The 19,110-nt window shown below is 56.2% G+C and carries 22 protein-coding genes and 1 pseudogene; 14 read left to right on the forward strand and 9 right to left on the reverse strand.

The window, feature by feature from the left end; translation table 11 throughout:
- Positions 1–3: 3 nt before the first annotated feature.
- The 4 genes and pseudogenes from dxs (at position 4) to QTO30_RS14975 (ending at position 3,822) form a co-directional block, all read left to right on the forward strand.
- Positions 4–1,918: pseudogene (gene dxs, locus QTO30_RS14960) on the forward strand (1-deoxy-D-xylulose-5-phosphate synthase).
- Positions 1,919–2,235: 317 nt separating this feature from the next.
- Complete coding sequence (locus QTO30_RS14965; protein WP_340424894.1) at positions 2,236–2,898, forward strand: hypothetical protein; 663 nt, start codon at positions 2,236–2,238, stop codon at positions 2,896–2,898.
- Between the two features lie 336 nt (positions 2,899–3,234).
- Positions 3,235–3,411, forward strand: coding sequence for a hypothetical protein (locus QTO30_RS14970; RefSeq protein ID WP_340424895.1), 177 nt, complete (start codon positions 3,235–3,237; stop codon positions 3,409–3,411).
- An 84-nt stretch (positions 3,412–3,495) separates the two neighbouring features.
- Entirely contained in the window at positions 3,496–3,822 is a 327-nt protein-coding gene (locus QTO30_RS14975; RefSeq protein ID WP_340424897.1) for a DUF3775 domain-containing protein, read from the forward strand.
- A 22-nt stretch (positions 3,823–3,844) separates the two neighbouring features.
- On the opposite strand, the gene QTO30_RS14980 is transcribed toward QTO30_RS14975, so the two are convergent.
- Genes QTO30_RS14980 through QTO30_RS14995 form a run of 4 tightly spaced genes read right to left on the reverse strand, consistent with a single transcriptional unit; the run spans position 3,845 to position 7,061 of the window.
- On the reverse strand, positions 3,845–4,753 hold the full coding sequence (locus QTO30_RS14980; RefSeq protein ID WP_340424898.1) for a glutathione S-transferase family protein: 909 nt from the start codon (positions 4,751–4,753) through the stop codon (positions 3,845–3,847).
- Positions 4,753–5,802 carry a saccharopine dehydrogenase gene (locus tag QTO30_RS14985; protein ID WP_340424899.1) on the reverse strand — a complete coding sequence of 350 codons (1,050 nt, stop codon included), beginning with the start codon at positions 5,800–5,802 and terminating at the stop codon, positions 4,753–4,755. Before QTO30_RS14985 ends, QTO30_RS14980 begins: the two co-directional genes overlap by 1 nt.
- On the reverse strand, positions 5,802–6,404 hold the full coding sequence (locus QTO30_RS14990; protein WP_340424900.1) for a glutathione S-transferase family protein: 603 nt from the start codon (positions 6,402–6,404) through the stop codon (positions 5,802–5,804). The genes QTO30_RS14985 and QTO30_RS14990 overlap by 1 nt, the downstream gene beginning before the upstream one ends.
- A 12-nt stretch (positions 6,405–6,416) precedes the next feature.
- Positions 6,417–7,061 (reverse strand): histidine phosphatase family protein, encoded by a 645-nt coding sequence (locus tag QTO30_RS14995; RefSeq protein WP_340424901.1) that lies wholly within the window; start codon positions 7,059–7,061, stop codon positions 6,417–6,419.
- A 483-nt stretch (positions 7,062–7,544) separates the two neighbouring features.
- Here QTO30_RS14995 and QTO30_RS15000 point away from each other — a divergent pair, with 483 nt between their 5' ends.
- From QTO30_RS15000 to recQ, 3 genes are all read left to right on the forward strand, one after another.
- Complete coding sequence (locus QTO30_RS15000) at positions 7,545–7,877, forward strand: hypothetical protein (RefSeq protein ID WP_340424902.1); 333 nt, start codon at positions 7,545–7,547, stop codon at positions 7,875–7,877.
- Positions 7,878–7,971: 94 nt separating this feature from the next.
- The gene (locus tag QTO30_RS15005) at positions 7,972–8,304 is read left to right on the forward strand and encodes a hypothetical protein (protein ID WP_340424903.1); all 333 of its coding nucleotides are present in this window, start codon (positions 7,972–7,974) and stop codon (positions 8,302–8,304) included.
- A gap of 155 nt (positions 8,305–8,459) precedes the next feature.
- The gene (gene recQ / locus QTO30_RS15010) at positions 8,460–10,496 is read left to right on the forward strand and encodes a DNA helicase RecQ (RefSeq protein WP_340424904.1); all 2,037 of its coding nucleotides are present in this window, start codon (positions 8,460–8,462) and stop codon (positions 10,494–10,496) included.
- On the opposite strand, the gene QTO30_RS15015 is transcribed toward recQ, so the two are convergent.
- Positions 10,493–11,542 carry an MFS transporter gene (locus QTO30_RS15015; protein ID WP_340424905.1) on the reverse strand — a complete coding sequence of 350 codons (1,050 nt, stop codon included), beginning with the start codon at positions 11,540–11,542 and terminating at the stop codon, positions 10,493–10,495. The two genes, recQ and QTO30_RS15015, sit on opposite strands and share 4 nt — an antisense overlap.
- Positions 11,515–11,712, reverse strand: coding sequence for a hypothetical protein (locus QTO30_RS15020; protein WP_340424906.1), 198 nt, complete (start codon positions 11,710–11,712; stop codon positions 11,515–11,517). The genes QTO30_RS15015 and QTO30_RS15020 overlap by 28 nt, the downstream gene beginning before the upstream one ends.
- A gap of 129 nt (positions 11,713–11,841) precedes the next feature.
- Here QTO30_RS15020 and truB point away from each other — a divergent pair, with 129 nt between their 5' ends.
- The 5 genes from truB (at position 11,842) to rpsO (ending at position 14,609) form a co-directional block, all read left to right on the forward strand.
- On the forward strand, positions 11,842–12,747 hold the full coding sequence (truB, locus tag QTO30_RS15025; protein ID WP_340424907.1) for a tRNA pseudouridine(55) synthase TruB: 906 nt from the start codon (positions 11,842–11,844) through the stop codon (positions 12,745–12,747).
- Positions 12,748–13,260, forward strand: a complete 513-nt coding sequence (locus QTO30_RS15030) for a DUF1643 domain-containing protein (protein ID WP_340424908.1) — start codon at positions 12,748–12,750, stop codon at positions 13,258–13,260. It abuts the gene before it with no gap.
- A 101-nt stretch (positions 13,261–13,361) separates the two neighbouring features.
- Entirely contained in the window at positions 13,362–13,931 is a 570-nt protein-coding gene (locus tag QTO30_RS15035) for a calcium-binding protein (protein ID WP_340424909.1), read from the forward strand.
- Between the two features lie 13 nt (positions 13,932–13,944).
- Positions 13,945–14,202: a hypothetical protein gene (locus QTO30_RS15040; RefSeq protein ID WP_340424910.1), complete on the forward strand. Its 258-nt coding sequence runs from the start codon at positions 13,945–13,947 to the stop codon at positions 14,200–14,202.
- Between the two features lie 137 nt (positions 14,203–14,339).
- Positions 14,340–14,609 carry a 30S ribosomal protein S15 gene (rpsO, locus tag QTO30_RS15045; protein WP_340424911.1) on the forward strand — a complete coding sequence of 90 codons (270 nt, stop codon included), beginning with the start codon at positions 14,340–14,342 and terminating at the stop codon, positions 14,607–14,609.
- A 70-nt stretch (positions 14,610–14,679) separates the two neighbouring features.
- On the opposite strand, the gene QTO30_RS15050 is transcribed toward rpsO, so the two are convergent.
- Positions 14,680–15,282 (reverse strand): prolyl hydroxylase family protein, encoded by a 603-nt coding sequence (locus QTO30_RS15050; protein ID WP_340424912.1) that lies wholly within the window; start codon positions 15,280–15,282, stop codon positions 14,680–14,682.
- A gap of 141 nt (positions 15,283–15,423) precedes the next feature.
- The gene (locus QTO30_RS15055; RefSeq protein WP_340424914.1) at positions 15,424–15,624 is read right to left on the reverse strand and encodes a hypothetical protein; all 201 of its coding nucleotides are present in this window, start codon (positions 15,622–15,624) and stop codon (positions 15,424–15,426) included.
- Positions 15,625–15,987: 363 nt separating this feature from the next.
- Between QTO30_RS15055 and QTO30_RS15060 the strand changes: the two genes are divergently transcribed.
- Positions 15,988–16,806 carry a 2OG-Fe(II) oxygenase gene (locus tag QTO30_RS15060; protein ID WP_340424915.1) on the forward strand — a complete coding sequence of 273 codons (819 nt, stop codon included), beginning with the start codon at positions 15,988–15,990 and terminating at the stop codon, positions 16,804–16,806.
- A complete protein-coding gene (locus tag QTO30_RS15065; RefSeq protein WP_340424916.1) occupies positions 16,803–17,573 on the forward strand; it encodes a class I SAM-dependent methyltransferase in 771 nt (256 codons plus the stop codon). Before QTO30_RS15060 ends, QTO30_RS15065 begins: the two co-directional genes overlap by 4 nt.
- A 187-nt stretch (positions 17,574–17,760) precedes the next feature.
- On the opposite strand, the gene QTO30_RS15070 is transcribed toward QTO30_RS15065, so the two are convergent.
- Positions 17,761–18,939, reverse strand: a complete 1,179-nt coding sequence (locus QTO30_RS15070; RefSeq protein WP_340424917.1) for a DegT/DnrJ/EryC1/StrS family aminotransferase — start codon at positions 18,937–18,939, stop codon at positions 17,761–17,763.
- Between the last annotated feature and the right edge of the window lie 171 nt (positions 18,940–19,110).

Genomic DNA, 19,110 nt, shown 5'->3' on the forward strand with positions numbered 1-19,110 from the left:
GCTATGTCTGACCAGCCCCACACCCCTGTTCTGGATCGCGTCAACATGCCTGATGACATGAAAGGCATGTCAGACGCCGAGTTGCGCCAGCTGGCAGATGAATTGCGGGCCGAGACGATTTCGGCTGTATCCGTGACGGGCGGGCATTTGGGTGCCGGTCTGGGTGTGGTTGAGATGACAGTGGCGTTGCACGCCGTTTTTGATGCGCCCAAGGACAAGATCATCTGGGATGTGTCGCACCAGTGTTACCCGCACAAGATCCTGACAGGGCGCCGGGACCGTATTCGCACCTTGCGGACCGAAGGTGGGTTGAGTGGTTTTACCAAGCGGTCCGAGAGCCCCTATGACCCGTTTGGCGCGGCCCACTCCAGTACATCGATATCAGCGGCCCTTGGTTTTGCTGTGGCCCGTGATCTGGGCGGTGAAGGTGGCGATGCGATTGCCGTGATCGGCGATGGCGCGATGTCGGCGGGCATGGCTTATGAGGCAATGAATAATGCCGGTCATTTGGGTAAACGCCTGATCGTGATCCTCAATGACAATGAAATGTCGATTGCGCCGCCGACCGGGGCGATGTCATCCTATCTGTCGCGTCTCTATGCTGGTGAACCGTTTCAGGAGTTCAAAGCTGCCGCCAAAGGCGCTGTCTCGCTGCTGCCAGAACCGTTTCGCGAAGGGGCCAAGCGCGCTAAGGATATGCTTAAGCATATGACCGTGGGTGGGACGCTGTTTGAAGAGCTGGGTTTTTCCTATCTGGGTCCGATTGATGGGCACGATATGGAACAGCTTTTGTCCGTGCTGCGCACGGTGAAAGAGCGTGCCGATGGCCCGATCCTGATCCATGCGATTACGAAGAAGGGCAAAGGCTATGCGCCTGCCGAGCGCGCCAACGACAAGGGTCATGCGACGGCCAAGTTTGATGTCATCACCGGACAGCAAAAGAAAGCGCCAAGCAATGCGCCATCTTATACCTCTGTGTTCTCGGAAACCCTGTGCAAGCTGGCCGCCGATGATCCTAAGATTTGTGCGATAACGGCGGCGATGCCAGACGGCACGGGCCTGACCAAGTTTATGGAACGCTATACCAGCCGCTGTTTTGATGTCGGGATCGCCGAGCAGCATGCGGTGACATTTAGTGCTCAGCCTTGCGGCTGGCGGCATGCGTCCGTTTTGTGCGCTTTATTCGACATTCTTGCAACGTGGCTATGATCAGGTTGTCCATGATGTTGCGATCCAGCGTTTGCCGGTCCGCTTTGCGATTGATCGTGCGGGGCTTGTTGGGGCCGACGGTGCGACCCATGCGGGCTCTTTTGATATCGGCTATCTGGCGAGCCTGCCCGGACTTGTTGTGATGGCGGCGGCTGATGAGGCCGAACTGGTACGTATGGTTGCCACTGCCGCTGCGCATGATGAGGGTCCTATCGCTTTCCGCTTTCCGCGGGGCGAAGGTGTGGGCGTTGACATCCCAGAAAACGCGGAACCGCTGGAGATTGGCAAGGGCCGGATGATCCGCGAGGGCAAACAGGTGGCGATCCTGTCTTTTGGCACACGCTTGCAAGAGGTGGTTGCAGCCTGTGAAGCTCTGGGAGCGAAGGGGATCAAACCGACGGTGGCTGATGCCCGCTTTGCCAAACCGCTCGACCGGGATTTGATTTTGCAGCTGGCTGCGGAGCACGATGCGCTGATCACCGTTGAAGAGGGCGCCGTAGGTGGTTTTGGATCACATGTCGCTCAGCTATTGGCCGACGAGGGCGTCTTTGATGATGGCCTAAAGTACCGGTCGATGGTGCTGCCCGATATCTTTATTGATCAGGCCAGCCCAAAGGCGATGTATGATGTGGTTGGCATGAATGCCGAGCATATCGAGGCGAAGGTACTTGAAGTGATGGGCGTGGCAACGTTGGAGAAGCGCGCTTAGGGTCTATGGCGGTTTAGAGTCCAAGGCGGAAGTCTTCTAATGATGCTGCGAGCACACGCAGCGCAAATTGTGCGGCGCTCGCACTGTCTGTTCCTCTGCAAGTTGGCGCGAAAACCGGCCGTTCGAAGGCTAAGCGGAGCGGATCGTTGGAGCAATTCACAGGGTGCGGACGAAGCTGAAGTCCACCGCCTATTGCTGCCAAATCAAATCAAATTCGTCGCAAACTCGCCCCAATTTGAACATGGAGGACATATTGAAGGTCGCTGTGGGCGATCAGCGAGTGATTGTGCCCAATCTGACCAACCAAAGAGATCAAAATGAAAAAACTGACGCTTCTCGCCGCACTGCCCCTGCTTACAGCTTGCGCCAGCGGCGGCTCTGGTGGCGATGTTGATAGCACTGCCTCGGCATCTAGTCGACCGGTCGCGATAGCGGTGAGTGGTGGGCAAATCACCCCCTATGTCACTGGGAACGGCTACCGTCTCACCGATGGCGTTTTTCTAGATAATCTGGATATTCCGACCCCCGGAAATGTCGCCGGTGAAGAGCTGGTTTTGACTGGAAGCTTCGGACTCGCAGGTGCTGTGTTTACTGGCGACAATGTCATCGTCGCGGCTGCGGGGGGCAGTGATGGCCTTAGTGACGGCTTTTCAATCATACAAGGCACTACCGAAGCGATACCCACCGGCAATGTCACTTATCAGGGGCACTATACTGTGGCTGCTGACGATGAAATCGCCGGACATGGCGCACTTGACCTGCAATATGCGTTCTTCAACAACACCTTGGTCGGCAGGTCTGATGATGCACGCCTCAGTGTATTTGGCACCGTCGACAACAACGGCGTAATCACTGGCAGCGTAGATTTCGACGGGACCGACATGGCGTTGGATGGCGGCATCTACGGCAGCGACGCAAATGAGGTTGCAGCGGGTTTCAGTGACTCCGATCTCGGCGGTTATTTTTACGGAAAACGGTAGTATATGCCAGTCTGCGCTCCGGCATAAAGTTGAGCATATGCAACTATGTGCCGCATCTCTTATCTCCGCCTTCTTCAAGTCTTAGCCTTGACGGGATGTGCGTTGAATATAAGGATCAAAAGCAGAACCTAGCGCAGCCGCAGAGAAATTGCGGTTTGGATCTTGTGTTCCGGGACGCTCGGCAATGACTGCTTTCGTGACAACGGCCGCGGTGCGGCAAGGCCTCTGTTGCACCTGCCAGGCGATGCTGCGTCAGCGAAGCGCGAAAACCTAGAGTCAGCTCTGTCCGCATGCCCGCCATTGCCTGCAACGCGTGCCTCGGCTACCCTTTCCACTATGAAACATGTCCCGAAAGAAACCACCGATGATGCCCTTATTCAGGAATTCCTGAACAAAGGTGGCAAAGTCAGTGTGGGTAAAACCAAACCTTTGGCGGCGGAACTGGGTCTAAGCAACAATGTTTGGAACAATAAGCTGACCAAGGAAGAAAAAGCTGCGCGCGACAAAAAGTAAGTCGGCGTAGAATTGATATGGCTTGCGCCAGATCAATGCGCTTGCGTGTTGTTTCTTCATGCTGGCAGCAAAGGAGGATATCCGATGTTACCAATTACAGCCGACAAGATTGCCGAGGTGATCATTCTGGCCCGGGAGCTTGACCGTGCCGAGAATGAGTTTGATGGCTTTGTCGATCAGCTTGCCGATGATGAAAAAGCTGCACTAGTTGCGATCTTCTGGGTCGGACGCGGGAGTTTTGAGCCCGAGGATATGGCCGAAGCCCTGGCAACGGCAGAGCGCGAAGCGACAATCCCGGCGGCGGATTATCTGAAAGGGTCACCGCATTTGGCTGATCATCTTGAGGCGGGTATGGCGGCCCTTGGGGTTGATCCGTCTGCGGCAGAGGACGATCTTTATCGACCCGCATGAGTAAGGTGAATCGTGATCCACCTTAGCCCCAATCAACAGTTGGTCCTATCGGGATGATCCCCAGCGGGTTCCGCTTCTCGCTCGCGCTGAAATACCCCCGTTTGTAGATGTCAAACCGCACTGTCTCGGCCACGCCGGGCATCGCGTAGATTCTTTTGGAGTAGGGCCAAAGGTGTGCGTAGTCCGATAGCATTCGCAGATTGCAGCGAAACGCGTAGTGATAGGCCACATCGAACCGCGCGAGCGTTGGGAACAGCCGCAGGTCAGCTTCGGTGAAAGTATCTCCGCAGAGGAACGCGTGTTTGCCCAGATGCGCATCGATCTTGTCGAGCGTCTCAAATACCTGATGCGCGGCTTTCTCATATGGTTCCTGCGCCGATGCAAAACCCGCCCGGTAGACCCCGTTGTTCACGGTCTCGTAGATCAGCGTGTTCCACTCGTCGATCTGCGCCTGATGCGCTGCTGGATAAAGGTCCGGCCCGTCGAAGGCTGCGTTCAGCATCCGCACGATGTCGGCGGATTCGTTGCTGACCATCCGCCCTTGCACCTTATCCCAGAGGACGGGCACGGTCAGGCGCCCGGTGTATTGCATTGGATCGGCGCTATAAACCTCGTGCACGGCGCGGACACCAAGAAGCGGATCACTGAACTCACCCTCTTTGTCAAAGACCCACCCCTGATCATCACGGTTGGGTCTTGCATAGGATACGGTGATCTCGTCCAACCCCTTAATCGCGCGGGTTAGTAACGCCCGATGCGCCCATGGGCAGTTCCATGCCACAAAGAGGTGATAGCGCCCTGCTTCTGCTGGGAAATCGCCCTTGCCGATCCAGTGTCGCACCGTGCTGCGGCTACGCTCCCATTCGCCGTTGGGGAGCGTCTTCGTTACATCTTCTCCGATGTGATAGACGCCATCGACCATATACCCCATCAGGCGGTTGCCCGATCAAACCAGCCTCGCGCCCGCGCCCAAACCCCGTCATCGATTTGGGAAAGGGTCATCAGATGCGGCAAAAGCTGTTCAGCAAAATCTTCGCTGCTTTCAGTGGGTAGCATGGAGGGTAGGTTGTCGATGGCGGTGACGTCCAGCGCAGGCTGGTCATGCACGCGGAGGGCGGGGGCATCCCAGCTTGTTATACGATCATAGACCTTGATAGGAGAAAAGTCGCTATCAGGATCGCAGGCGATGTCACCAATGACCGAAAGCGTGCGTTGTGCTACTTTCGCGCTGGCAGGCACAAAGACCGGTGTGCCCGGTCGTGCCAGTATACAGTTGAGGAAGATGTCGTGTGCGAGAACCTCCGGGAACGGTCCGCCGGAAGCTGTCTCGGCCATGTCCCAATTGGTTGTTGCGACACCCATGGCCTGACACAGGTCAGCGGCACCCGTGCCGACGCGGCCCAAGGCGCCAATGATCAAGGCCGTGGGCCGATTGGTGCCCAGTGCCATCAGCTCTTGTTGGAGTTCCATCAACAGATGGTTGGCGCTAGGGTAAGCTTTGACCGGTGCCGCGACGTCGCCCCTTTGCTGTGCCATCCAACACATCAGCGACACAGCCGCCCCGGCATATCCGGCCCAATACCCGAACGCAGCAACGCGCCGCCCATCTTCCTGGGTCAGATACTCCAGATCATAGAGTTTGCCGCCGCCCGCTTTGAACCGCTCCAGCAGAATTTGACCTGCGGGCTGTCCCTTATAGGCGTGTCCGAACATGATATGGCGATGGCGCAGGGGTGTGCCGTCTTCGGGCAACTCCTTAAGCCCAAAGATGATCGCGTCGTCGGGTGCGTCGACCCAAGAGAACTCTGGCGCAATCGCGCATCCCGCCGCGGCGTAGTCGGCGATAGGCAGGCTGCGCTGCGTGCTTTCCTCAACAGTCACCTGATACCCTGCTGCGATCAGCTTGGCGGCACCTTGCGGTGTCAAGCCAACACGTTCTTCATGCGGGCGACTTTCTGAGCGTACCCAAATGTGGGTCATCACAGCATTCCTTTTTCAAAGACGGCCTGCACGGATTTATGCGTATTCATGTCATGCTGGAAGGCTGCGAGGCGGGGATAGTGAGAGATATCGACACCATCGCCAGGCAACCAAGCGAGCACGACATAGAGATAGGCATCCGACAGCACTTCAAGCGTGCCTGTTCTGAATGGTAAACTCGGCAGGAATTCTTCCAGATGCGCCGCGCAATCTGCCATTCGCTGGGGCACTTTGCGCTTCATATCCGCAAAAGAGCTTTCCTCATCGGCCCAGCGTTCGCCCCGGGTGCCGTGGGCATGGTGCGGGTGCATGGTGCCATTGAGATAGGAAATCAGCTCGCGCATCTTGGCCGCGGCATAGGCGTCCTCTGGTACCAACTGGGGTGCGACGTATTCGATGATCGCGGGGGTTTCGGTCAGAATGCCCTCTGGTGTTTCCAGTGCCGGGACCCGACCTTTGGGATTAATCTGACGGTAGTCATATTTTGTTTGCTCTGCATTCGCGAAATCGACACGCAGCGCCTCATAGGGCATCTCCAGTTCTTCCAGAACGATGGCAACAGCGACAGAGATCGTGCGCGGGGCATAGTGCAGTTTCAGCATAGCGGGTTTCCTTCAGTAGTGTGTCTGGGCATGCAGGCGATCATCCTGATCCAGATGTGGCACAGCGTTGAAGCTGGCAAGGATTGGCCCTTGGGGGATCACGCGGACCCGGTGCAGCGAACTGTTCATGATCGGCAGCAGGACATGGGCCATGCGGGTTGGGTCAAGGTTCAACAGATGGCGAATGATCATACCGATGACCCCACCAGAGGTCACGCAGAGCACCCGGACCCCCGGATTGGCGGCCTCTTGCAGCACGGATGTGACCCGATCCTCGAACGAGGTGAAGCTTTCGACACCCATAATCTCGGCCTTGTGCCAGGCTTCCATCACTTGAGGGACGTGGCTGGCAAATTCATCAGGGCCGGGAAAGGGCACACCATGCACATCTTCGAGCGCCTGACCCAGATTGAAGTAATCCATCTCATTCAGGCGGGGGTCGATATGGGGGTCGACGTATCCAATACCGGCCGCGGTCTCTTTGTGGCGGCGCAGGCTGCCGGAAATGACCTTGTCAAAGCCATCTTCGCGATCAGAAAGATATTCACCCAGCCATTTTGCTTGCTGGTGGCCCAGATCAGACAGCCGATCATAGCTTTCTTCATCGGTCGCGCCGGAATTGGCCTGTCCGTGCCGGACTAAAATGATCTCGCCCATCACATTCCTCCTGAACCAACAGGGTTAAGTGGTGTGGCAGGGGTTGGCAACGACTCAAAATTGCGGATTCGGGGGTGCAGTGCACGCATATGACGTCCGCTAAGTCCCGGATTTCATGTCACATCAGTCACGCAGGCGCGAGAACAGAGAAATAATCACCGCTCACAGAAAAAAGTCGAAATGAAATCTGTGAACGGGTGAAAAACTTTTGATCCAGTTTTGGCTGCCCTGGAGGCAACTGGCGCACAGAGTAGGATTCATTTCTGTGCGTATATGCGCAGAACTGCATACATAGAATGAAAATCTTCATGTCAAGCACCAAACCAGATCACATTGATCACCATTTTCGTGATCGCTGAAGACCTTTCCGAACGGCCTTTCATACCCAATCTTCAACTCATCGAAACGCGGCACCGATCGCCGCACAAACAAACCAAACGCGGTTCTCCCGCCGCACCTAACAAACTGAAAAGGAACATAACCATGTCTATCAAATCAATCGCACTTGTTGCCGCTACGATCGCCGCTACCGCTTCTGTTGCATCTGCTGACAGCTACTTTGAATTCGGCGAAAACCTGGAAAGCAAATCCACGCTGGACCTTGGTCTGGTTCGCGCTGAAGGCGCTGGCGTTGTCGAAATCTACGACTTTGCCACAGGTGAAATCGGTGCGCTGCTCGGTACCGAAGCTGTGAACGCCGGTGCAAACGCAGATGTTCGTGTGAACCTCGGCATCAGCCCTAAGCAGGACGTGATCGCAGTTCTGAAAGTTGACGGCGAGACCGTTGCTCAGCGCGACTACGACATCATCCAATAATCATCCCCCTCGGCGGTGGCCCGCTGACGGGTCACCGCCACCCCAACACCAAGCAGTTCTCCCGCTGCACTTACAAAGCTGAAGGAACATAACCATGTCTATCAAATCAATCGCACTTGTTGCCGCTACGATCGCCGCTACCGCTTCTGTTGCATCTGCTGACAGCTACTTTGAATTGGGTGAAAACCTGGAAAGCAAGTCTACACTGGACCTTGGTCTGGTTCGCGCTGAAGGCGCAGGCGTTGTCGAAATCTACGACTTTGCCACAGGCGAAATCGGCGCATTGCTCGGCACCGAAGCTGTGAACGCCGGTGCAAACGCAGATGTCCGCGTCAATGTTGGTGTCCGTCCAAAGCAGGACGTGATCGCCATTCTGAAAGTTGATGGTCAGGAAGTTGCCCAGCGCGACTACGACATCAACAGCTAAACAGGAAGGCGTCCCCCTTCCTGTTCCTGGGGCTAGCACCTTTGGTTAGGTGTCGGCCTTTTGCGTTTTGCCGCAGGCATTGCTCTTGTTAACAGATTCTTGGCATGGGATTGTGACCCTCGAGAGCAGCAAGACTTAAAAAAACAGGGTATCGCGTGTCCACCACATCGCTTCTGAGTGACGTTTTCGGCTTTGATGATTTTCGGCCTGGCCAGGAAGAAATTGTCGAAGCTGTGATCAAAGGGAAAAACACGCTAGCGATCATGCCAACAGGTGGTGGGAAATCCTTGTGTTTTCAACTACCTGCCCTTGCCAGAAGCGGCGTAACCATTGTGATATCACCCTTGATTGCCCTGATGCGCGATCAGGTACGCGGCCTGCGCGAAGCCGGTGTTGCGGCGGGCGCGCTGACGTCCGGCAATACCCCCGAAGAAACCGATGCCGTCTGGCAGGCGCTGGAGGCCGGTACGCTCAAGCTGCTGTATATGGCGCCCGAACGTCTCGCCTCGGGCGGTACGATGAACATGCTGCGCCGTGCAGGTATCAGCCTGATCGCTGTGGATGAGGCCCATTGTGTCAGCCAGTGGGGCCACGATTTCCGCCCCGACTATCTGCGGATTGGTGAGTTGAAGCGGATGCTGGACGTGCCTTTGGCCGCGTTCACGGCGACGGCCGATGCCGAAACCCGCGACGAGATTGTCGAAAAGCTCTTTGGTAGCCAGCAACCCGCTACCTTCCTGCGTGGTTTTGACCGGCCCAACATTCATCTGGCTTTTGCCGTGAAGGACGGCCCGCGCAACCAGATCCTAAACTTTGCCGCAGCCCGGAAAGGGCAATCTGGCATTGTCTACTGCGGGACGCGCGCAAAAACCGAAACGCTTGCCAAAGCTCTGTCCGATGCTTACCATCGAGCCTGCCACTATCACGGCGGGATGGAGGCAGACGACCGCCGCATCATCGAACGTCGCTTTCAGCAAGAGGACGGGTTGATTGTCTGTGCCACGGTTGCCTTTGGCATGGGGATCGACAAACCAGATATCCGCTGGGTCGCGCATGCCGATCTGCCCAAGTCGATTGAGGCCTACTATCAGGAAATCGGCCGTGCGGGGCGCGATGGTGCGCCTGCGGAAACGCTCACGCTATTTGGACCCGATGATATCCGCTATCGCCGCCAACAGATTGATGAAGGACTGGCCCCGCCTGAACGTCGCGCGGCAGATCACGGGCGTCTGAATGCGCTCTTGGGTTTGGCAGAGGCATTACGCTGTCGGCGGCAGAACTTGTTGGAGTATTTTGGTGAACCCTCCGAACCCTGTGGGCACTGTGATCTGTGTGATAAACCAGCAGAGGTGTTTGATGGTACAACCGCCGTGCGCATGGCACTCTCGGCTGCGTTGCGCACCGAAGAGTGGTTTGGCGCAGGGCATCTGATTGATATCCTACTGGGCAACCAGACCGATAAGATCCAGCAACGTGGCCACGACAGCCTGCCGACGTATGGTGTCGGCAAAGACTATGACAAACGCCAATGGCAGGCGATTTTCCGGCAGATGATGGGGCATGACCTGTTGCGCCCTGACCGAGAACGGCATGGTGCGTTGCGCATGACCGACCATGCGCGCCCGATCCTGCGTGGTGAGGCATCGATTGAACTGCGCAAAGACAGCATCAAAGCGGCACGCGGGTCCGGCCCCAAGGTGCGGATGTTGGTCAGTGAAGAAGATGCGCCTTTGCTTTCCGCATTGAAGGCCAAGCGCCGCTATCTGGCTGAACAGGCCAATGCGCCAGCCTACATCATTTTTAACGATCGCACCCTTATCGAGATGGCCGAGAAACGCCCGATGACGCTGGATGACATGGCGCATATCGGCGGGGTCGGTGCCAAGAAGTTGGAAAACTACGGACGCGATTTCCTCGAAGTCATCGCCGGTGCCTTTGAAAACGTACACCCGATGCGCCGCAAACTGGCAGGGCGTGACGAAGGGGCGGTCTATGACCGGTTGATGCAGGTGCAGGCGTCACTTAACCGGGGCCCGCATGGGGCGGATAAGCCGATGAGTTGTTCGGCCTCAATGCTGGCAAAGGTGGCGCAGCTGCGCGGCGCAGATATGGATCATCTGACCCGTGTGATTGGTGACAAATACGCAGAACGCTTTGGTGAGGCGTTCTTGGAAGTGCTTGAAGGCAGTTAATCCAGCCGCAGCTTGAATATCGCGTAGACCAGTAAAGCAGCGCAACAGAGACCAGCGAGCAGGAAAGGCGCACGGATCGCCATTTCGCGCCCGATGTCGTCTTCGAGAACAGCGACCAGCAGGCCACCGGCCAGCGCGCCCAGTGGCATGGAGCCCCACCCAAAGAAGCGGTAAATACTGTTGACGCGGCCCAGAAGTTCGGAGGGGATACGGCGCTGACGCCATGAGACGGTGATCACATTCCAGAGCATGGCCGCTGCCATCACACCATAAAGCGCGCAGCCCATGACAATGCCTTGCGATGTCAATCCGATCGTGGCGTAGCCAACGCCCCATCCTGCGATAGACAAAAAGAGGCAGAGCTGAATGCCAAACAGTCGCGTCAGCCAAGGTGCCAACAGGCTGCCGGAAATTGCACCAACGGCTGCCGCCGAAAGCACCAGGCCATAGGCAGCGGGCGACAGGTTCAACACATCCTGCGCGAACAGCACCTGCACCGTCAGGGTTGCGGTGGCGATGAAGTTTGCGATGCCGAGTACAATTGCCAGTCGCAGCAACAGGGCGTCACTGCGCATGAAGGCGATGCCTTCCAGTAAAGCTTGGCCGAACCCCGCTTGTACCTTGATCGTGGGTCGCAACGTGATCAGCCAGACCAGCCCGGCCGCCAGAACAAGGAATCCGGCATGCAGGCCAAAAGGCAATGCGATGCCCGCGGCGATCAGAACGCCCGCCAGTGGTGGCCCAATGAACTGACCGGTCAGTTGCTCAGTGCTCCACAATTGTCCGTTAGCCTTTTCAAGGTCTTCGGGCGCTACGATGGAAGGCAAAATGGTTTGCGCGGCGTTGTCGCGGATCACCTCGGCGGACCCGAGTAGAAACGCGAGCCCGGCGAGCAGCCAGACAGCCCCGGCATGATACTCCTGCAGTGCAAGCAACATGATCGCAAAGGCTATCACTGCCCGCAAAAGATCCGCTCGCGCGATCAGCTTGCGCCGATCCACCCGGTCAATCACAACGCTTAGGCCGGGATCGCGAACAAGAGCCACGGCAGGCGGCCTGCCGCCGCCACCGCACCAATCATCAGCGCGTCATCCGTCATCAGCGTGGCCAGCCAAGGCAATGCCAGAACAACCAGCCCATCGCCAAGGTTTGTCAGCGCACCTGCGCTGAAAAGCAGACGAAAATTGCGGTTACGTGCGAGGAGGGCCGTTGCCATGTGATTTTCCGGAGTTTGATGAGCGGGAATGACGCTGATACCAGCCTGCGCCAACCGCTGTGCTTTGTCCATATTGACCCGCGCAACCCGACGCTCTAGCAAGCGCCCATTCTGACAAAGGGCAATGACATGGCACGCAGACGGAAAGGTCGCGATATCTCGGGATGGCTGGTGGTGGACAAACCCGCTGGCATCACGTCAACGGCTGTCGTGAACAAGGTGCGCTGGGCGTTGGACGCCAAGAAGGCGGGCCACGCAGGTACGCTTGATCCCGAGGCGACGGGCGTATTGGCAGTGGCCCTGGGTGAGGCGACAAAGACGGTGCCTTACATCACCGATGCGTTAAAAGCTTACAGTTTTACCATGCGGTTGGGGCAGGCCACCAACACCGATGACGCCGAGGGCGAGGTGATTGCAACCTCTGATCTGCGCCCTGATGACGATGCGATCAAAGCGGCGCTTGGTGCCTTTGTCGGTGACATCATGCAGGTGCCGCCGCAGTTTTCTGCTGTGAAAGTGGATGGCGAGCGCGCCTATAAGAAGGCCCGTGATGGCGAAGAAATGTCGCTGTCCGCCAGGCCCTTGTGGGTTGAAGAGCTGGTATTGGTTGATCGTCTTGATCCTGATCACGCGGTGCTGGAAATGACTTGCGGTAAAGGCGGCTATGTCCGCTCTATCGCGCGTGATCTGGGTGATGCGCTGGGCTGCAAGGCCCATGTCAAATCACTACGTCGTATCTGGTCAGGGCCGTTTCAGGCGACCGAGGGTGTGACGCTGGAACAGGTCGATGCGATGGCGAAGACGCCTGATCTGGACGCTTACCTGCTACCGCTGGAGGTTGGGCTGGTGGACCTGCCAGAAGTCCGTTGCCTTGCCGAAAGCGTGGCCAAGCTGCGCAATGGCAACCCGGCCTCTGTTATCGCTTCAGACGTAGAGTATGGCGAAGAGGTTTGGGCCTCTTTTGACGGCCAGGCTATCGCCGTCGGCACCTACCGTGGCGGCGAACTGCAGCCATCCCGCGTGTTTGTCGGCTAGATGATCACACGGACACATCTCAAGGACGATGCGCCCTCGACTGCGACTTATTCCGATTGCCAACGTTATCGTTATGCGCTGACCCGGACGTGGGATGCGCCGGGCAAGCGGGTCTTGTTTGTCATGCTCAACCCCTCAAAGGCCACCGAAGTGCAGAACGATCCCACGGTAGAGCGCTGCGAACGGCGCGCGCGAGCGCTGGGTTTTGGCGCGTTTCAGGTAACAAACATCTTTGCATGGCGCGATACCGATCCGTTTCAGATGCGCAAGGCAGTGGACCCGGTCGGCCCCGAGAATGACGCGACAATTCTGGACGGGGTTGCTTGGGCTGATCAGATCATCGCCGCATGGGGCACACATGGCGTGCACCTTGATCGTGGTCCGCAAACCGAGGCGTTGTTACGCCAGACGGGCAAGCCACTCTACTCGTTGGGCCTGAGCAAACAAGGGCATCCCAAGCACCCGCTCTACATCAGCTATCAGCAGCAACCGATCCTATGGGAAGCGGTGTAGACGTTAACCAGTTGCTTAAAATTCGCAACGTTTTGCGCTTTCGGCATGCTATCTAATTGTCCACGGGTTGGGGGCGACTCGGTTAGTGGCAGGTAGACGAAATGCTCGCTCTTTTTGGATTGATGGGGGTCGCGATGGCGGCTGTGGTGATGTCGGACTCGGATGAGGAGGACGCGCCAGTCAGTGATGAGATGCCAGAAGATGATGATCCCAGCGTTGAGATCAAATCGGTCGATGAGCTGATGGATCCAAGTGATGAGGACACCGTGATTTTTTCCGGTGATCTGGATGATATCGTCCTGACGGGGGCGGGGGATGACTATCTGGATGGTGAAGACGGGAACGATCACCTGGCCAGCGGTGCGGGGGATGACATCCTACACGGTGGTCGCGGTGACGATGTTCTGGATGCCGGGGCCGGTGATGACCAGTTGAACGGTCATGTGGGCGATGACGTGCTTGCTGGTGGCGATGGGAATGACGCGCTGAACGGCGGCGACGGAGATGATGTGCTGATGGGCGGTGCGGGCGATGACGCGCTGTTGGGGTCATTGGGTGATGACGCGCTTGTGGGCGGCAGCGGGGCCGACACACTGCATGGCGGGTCTGGCAATGATACGCTTTATGATCGTGATGACGACGACAAGGATTACCTGAACGGCGGGGCTTAGCGATGACACCCTGATGGGTGGCGCGGGCGATAACCTGCATGGCGGGACAGGGGCCGATACCTTTGCGGTGCTGGCTGACAACGATCTGATTGTTGAAGACTTTGACGCAACAGCGGATGTGATTGAGCTGACCTATGAAGGCAAGGTACCGGAACTCAGCACCATGGAAACGGAGGATGGCCTTGTTCTGATGGCAGATGGCACGGTGGTCGCGACCTTCCTTGAGCTTGCTGATCTGGATATTCATCAGATCACCTTGGTTGCCGCCTAACAAAACCCTTTCCTTTTGCACAGAATCCTCCTATTTCGGCGCATCTGCGCAGGGTTCCCCTTGCCCAGACCCTCCATGGGCCTTTCTGGACGACATCCCGGATCGTGCCATTAACCCTTGATATGAAGGAGACCCCGATGTCGATTACTGCTGAAGACAAAGCACGGATCATGAAGGAATTTGCGACCAAAGAGGGCGACACTGGTTCCCCCGAGGTGCAAGTCGCTATCCTGTCCAGCCGCATCGCGACACTGACAGAGCACTTCAAGACCCACAAAAAAGATAACCACGGTCGCCGTGGTCTGCTGAAAATGGTGGCCCTGCGTCGCAAGCTTTTGGATTATACAAAAGCCAAAGACGAAGCCCGCTATCAGGATTTGATCAAGCGTCTCGGCTTGCGTCGCTAAGGCGATACGACATGCTAAGACGATGAAGCGCCCACCTTTTGGTGGGCGTTTTGCTTTTGTTGATGCCGCGCTAAGAGACCGTCTTGGTTTCGCCCTCTTCGGCGGGGTAATCCCGTTGGATATGATAGGCTAGTTGCCGCCACCAAATGGAAAGGGCGTATTTTTCGCCCTCTTCAACAGGACGACCACCGTGACTGGAGTGCGGATGCTCCATCGTTGTTCCCAGACGAGTGTTACCGAAAATCAGGACCCGGCCCAACTTTGGGGCCACCTTGATCTTCAGTGCCGGGAATTCTGTTTCGCCGCCTTTGCCGACATCGTTGAGATAACAAATTGTCGTAAAGAGCCGCTGCCCCCCTTGGGAAAGAAAGTCACGCCCCCCGACGCTGTTGTCAAAAGCGTCGGTGTGCGGGTCAAACTTCTGGTCACCTTCATATCGCAAAAGTTGGGATGGCTCTGCGTTCTCGGGTGGAAGCCGCACAAAGCTTGCGATTTTCGTCACAAGTGCCGACATCTTTTCATGTGCCCATTGGTCTATGACGCTAGCGTCGTTTGTCCGGCTATCGTGTTCTTTCCCGCCTCCCGCACTGCGTACGACGGTCGCTCTGACCAGGGTGTCCTGCCCAAGTGAAATGATTTCGTTGGCCAATGCCGCGTCAAAGACATCGTCCATTACAACAACCAAGGGATTCAAACAAAGTAGATTTGCAGACAATATCCATGCCTCACTTAGGTGGGTAACGCGTACCCAACTGAATGCGGCCAAACGCGTCAGCCGCATATAAATCAGTAATGTCCAGATACCCTAGTTCGGTTAAGGGGTAACTGGTCCAGGTGTCGGAGGAGTTGGTGGCGTCGGTGTTGTCGGCGTGTCGCCATCATCATCGCTACTTGATATTGCGACTGCGGCCAGCGCACCGAAAATGAGAACCGGGATAATCCAATCGGAGCTTCCAGTTGGTGCTTCGACAACCTCGGGTTGGATCACAGGCGTTTCATCGATAGCATCAGCCAAGCCATTTAGCCATTGATTGTGTGGCTGCAAGTGAAATCGCTGCTGCGTGAGGTACGTATTTCATTGAACTATGATCCCAATTATTAAAATTCTTTGCGCTTCTACCCATCAAAGTAGCAAGCGAAAGCGACTCCTGCCAAGCTTTTTGTTCGCCCATCGAAAGAACCGCGAAGGCAAATGTGGTAGGCTGGGCAGTCGTCGGCGGAGAAACAGCGGCTAGTTGGGTCGCACCACCTCGCTTCACAAACTTATCAAAAATCTATCACGCTCCACCAATCCGGTGGGCTTTTCTGTTTGTATGGTCTGCGTTGTCACTTTTGCTTTGCTTTGCAATAGTCCCATCCGAAAAGCTTGGGATAAACGATGACCTCATTCCTCAAAGTCGCTGATGTCGATGCTGATGATATTGCCACATCAACCGATGCGATGGTCCGGTTGCGCGCGAATGATCTGGGTGCTGTCATTGTGCGCGGCGTTTATCCGAAAGAAGCACTGGCAAAATTGCCGCCTGTTCTTGCCAAGAATGCACCGGACTTCGTTAAGACAACCTTTCCACCGGCGTTCTGTGCCTACTTCTACGGTATCAACCTGAATCTCGCTGACAGCGACCTTGCCCCTTACTTTGCGGCAGAGCCGGACTTTCGGGCAAAGCTCGCCGCGCTCGATTTCGGGGGTGCGCCGTTGGAGCGCCGGATCACTGGCCTGCTGTCACAACTTGACGAAGGTCGCGCCTATGGTGCTGCACCCGGCCCTGACGGTGCGCGGCACTTCTTCACAACGCTGCGTGCCCACCTGACTGGCGGATACATCCCCGCCCATTTCGACAACGAAGCCGCGATCCGGCCTACCTACCAACATGTTGCCGCCCTTTGTGAGCCAGAGATTTACTCCTTCGTGCTTTGCATTGATCAGGCTGAGGCGGGCGGTGCGCTTGATGTCTACAACCTGTCTTCGGCCACCGACGCGCAGGGCTTTCGCAATCGGGATACCGGCCAGCCAAAACGCGACTTAAGTGATATCGAAAAAACCTCTATCCGTCTGGAACCCGGTGAAATGGTGATCCTGCATTCCAGCCGATATCTGCATGGTGTCAGTAAGGTGCAGGGCGATCGCACGCGCTGGACCGTGTGCAGCTTTATGGCTTTGGCCAAAGACGGATCACAGGTTTACTGCTGGGGATGAGTGATCGGGGGCTCGACTATATTCCCGGTCTGATCGCAGCCTACCGGGCGGGGTATGCCACTGATCATGTGCATCTGGGGTTTTGGCCAGAAGGCGAGGTTCTGACGTGGCCGCAGGCACAAGAGGCAATGACCGCGCTGCATCTTGATGCACTTAACCTGCGGGATGGTATGACTGTCGCCGATATAGGATGTGGGATCGGGGGCAGTCTGCGTGTGATCAACGACAGGCTTCACGATGCGACGCTGATCGGCCTAAATATCGACCCAAGGCAGTTGGCCATTTGCGATGAGATCGCGGCCAAGAATGGCAACAGCTTGCAATGGATTGAGGCGGAAGCTGCACAAACTGGCCTGCAAACCGCGAGTGTCGATTGTGTTCTGTCACTTGAAGCGATGTTCCATTTTCCAGATCGGCAACACTTTCTGGCCGAGGCAGCAAGGGTCTTGCGTCCCGGCGGCATTTTGGTGTGCAGCGATATTCTTTTTGAGCATTGCAACTCAGAAGATGCTGCGGCCTGCCTGGCAGTGATCACCGAGGGTTATGCGCCTTGGCCAAACCCCCGCGCAACTGCCGCAGATCACGAGGTGAACGGGCTGAACCTGCGAGCAACCCGCGATATATCAGCGCATATCGATGCCACATGGGATCACATCGTTTCATCCAGGATGACGCCGCGCGCCTCGCCCGAGGCTGCCATGAAAACGCTTCATCGCGCGGGGCTGATGAAATACGTCATGAGCGTGCTGGACAAGCCTGCCACATAGTACAAGCCGTTCCCGCTGGGCGCACCCCATTTGCCTGACAAAACCCATCTTTCGAACAGATCCGCCGATAGTCGTTTTTGGCTTTGGCGAAGCTGGACCGCAGCTTTTGGCTTTCACGGGGGCTGTATGACGATCCGCTTTAAGTCGCGCCAAAGGCAAAGTTTTCAATGGAAACCGTTTCAATTCCCTAGCCCGCTTCGACACATACAGTCGATTCGGCAGCTTTAAGAAGTACTTGCGCAATGGCATTGCATTCCTGAAGCTCAAGCCGGGCTGGTAGACGTACATCGCAAGCGCGATCAAGCATTGCACGGGTTTTTGGCAGATCAGGGTTGTCGCCTAAAAACTGCCAATTCCAAAACGCTCGGGCGTTGTCTTGAGAACGGCCAAAGACTTGTACCTTCAACCCGTGTGCTCCCGCTTCCTTGACAAAACCATCAACCTGCTCGTCCGACATGTTCACCAAATTGAACTGAATTGAATCAGGTGCACGTCGCTCCTTTGGCAATGGTTGCGGTACGAAGATATTCGGGCTGTTGTTTAGAATGTCGGCAACATGGTCATGATTGCGACGCCCTGCTTCGACCCGACGCGCAAGAGCATCCAACTGCGGCCGGATCAAAGCGGCCGACATTGTATTCAGTCTTTGATTGTACAACGGCAGCTGATTTTGCCATTTTGCGACGGCTTCATGAAGGACAGGATGCCGTTGCCAATTATGTTCATAGGCACCTGACATGATGACGGCCCTCGCAATGAGGTTCTCGTCATCGGTGATCATAATGCCGCCTTCACCCGCATTGAGCATTTTGTAAGATTGGAAGCTGAAACATCCGACCTTGCCAATAGTACCAATATTGCGGCCTGCCCAGGTTGTGCCAAGACTATGTGCTGCGTCTTCGATCACTGCAACATCGGCGGCATCGCACATTGCCATAATGGCATCCATATCAGACGTATGGCCGCGCATATGACTTATGATAACGGCACTGCAACCCGGTAGCTTGTTTTCGAAATCGACCAAATCGATCCGATAGTCGTCTCCGCATTCGCACAGCACCGGAATACAGTCTGCATGCACGACCGCTGACGGCACGGCAGCAAATGTAAACGCTGGAAGCAGTACTTTCGCATCACGTGGCAGGTCGAGCGCTTTCAGGGAAAGAAACAAGGCCGCAGAACAGGATGACACAGCTAGTGCATACTTACTTCCAAGAGCAGAGGAGAACTCGGCCTCAAGTAGAGAAACGGGTGATTGATCTGAGCTGTATCTGAACAAGTCTCCTGTGCGCAGTATCCGATCGACTTCTGCCATGGCAGAATCAGGGATTGGTTCAGCGGCGTTCAGGTTTGGGAGTTTCACCATCCTCGTCTATTCCTGTCTTGGTGTGAGAGTTAATGCGCGTGACCAGCAGACATGCATGGTATTCCACCTCTTTGTGTTCCAAATGACTTCGACGCTGGGTGTGCTTTCAAAGCTGTTGCGCAGCTATACTTGGACAAGTTTAACAATTGTGTGAAATGAATAGAAGCAACC

Origin of the sequence: Yoonia sp. GPGPB17 (assembly GCF_037892195.1) — a bacterium.
Taxonomy (GTDB): Bacteria; Pseudomonadota; Alphaproteobacteria; order Rhodobacterales; family Rhodobacteraceae; genus Yoonia.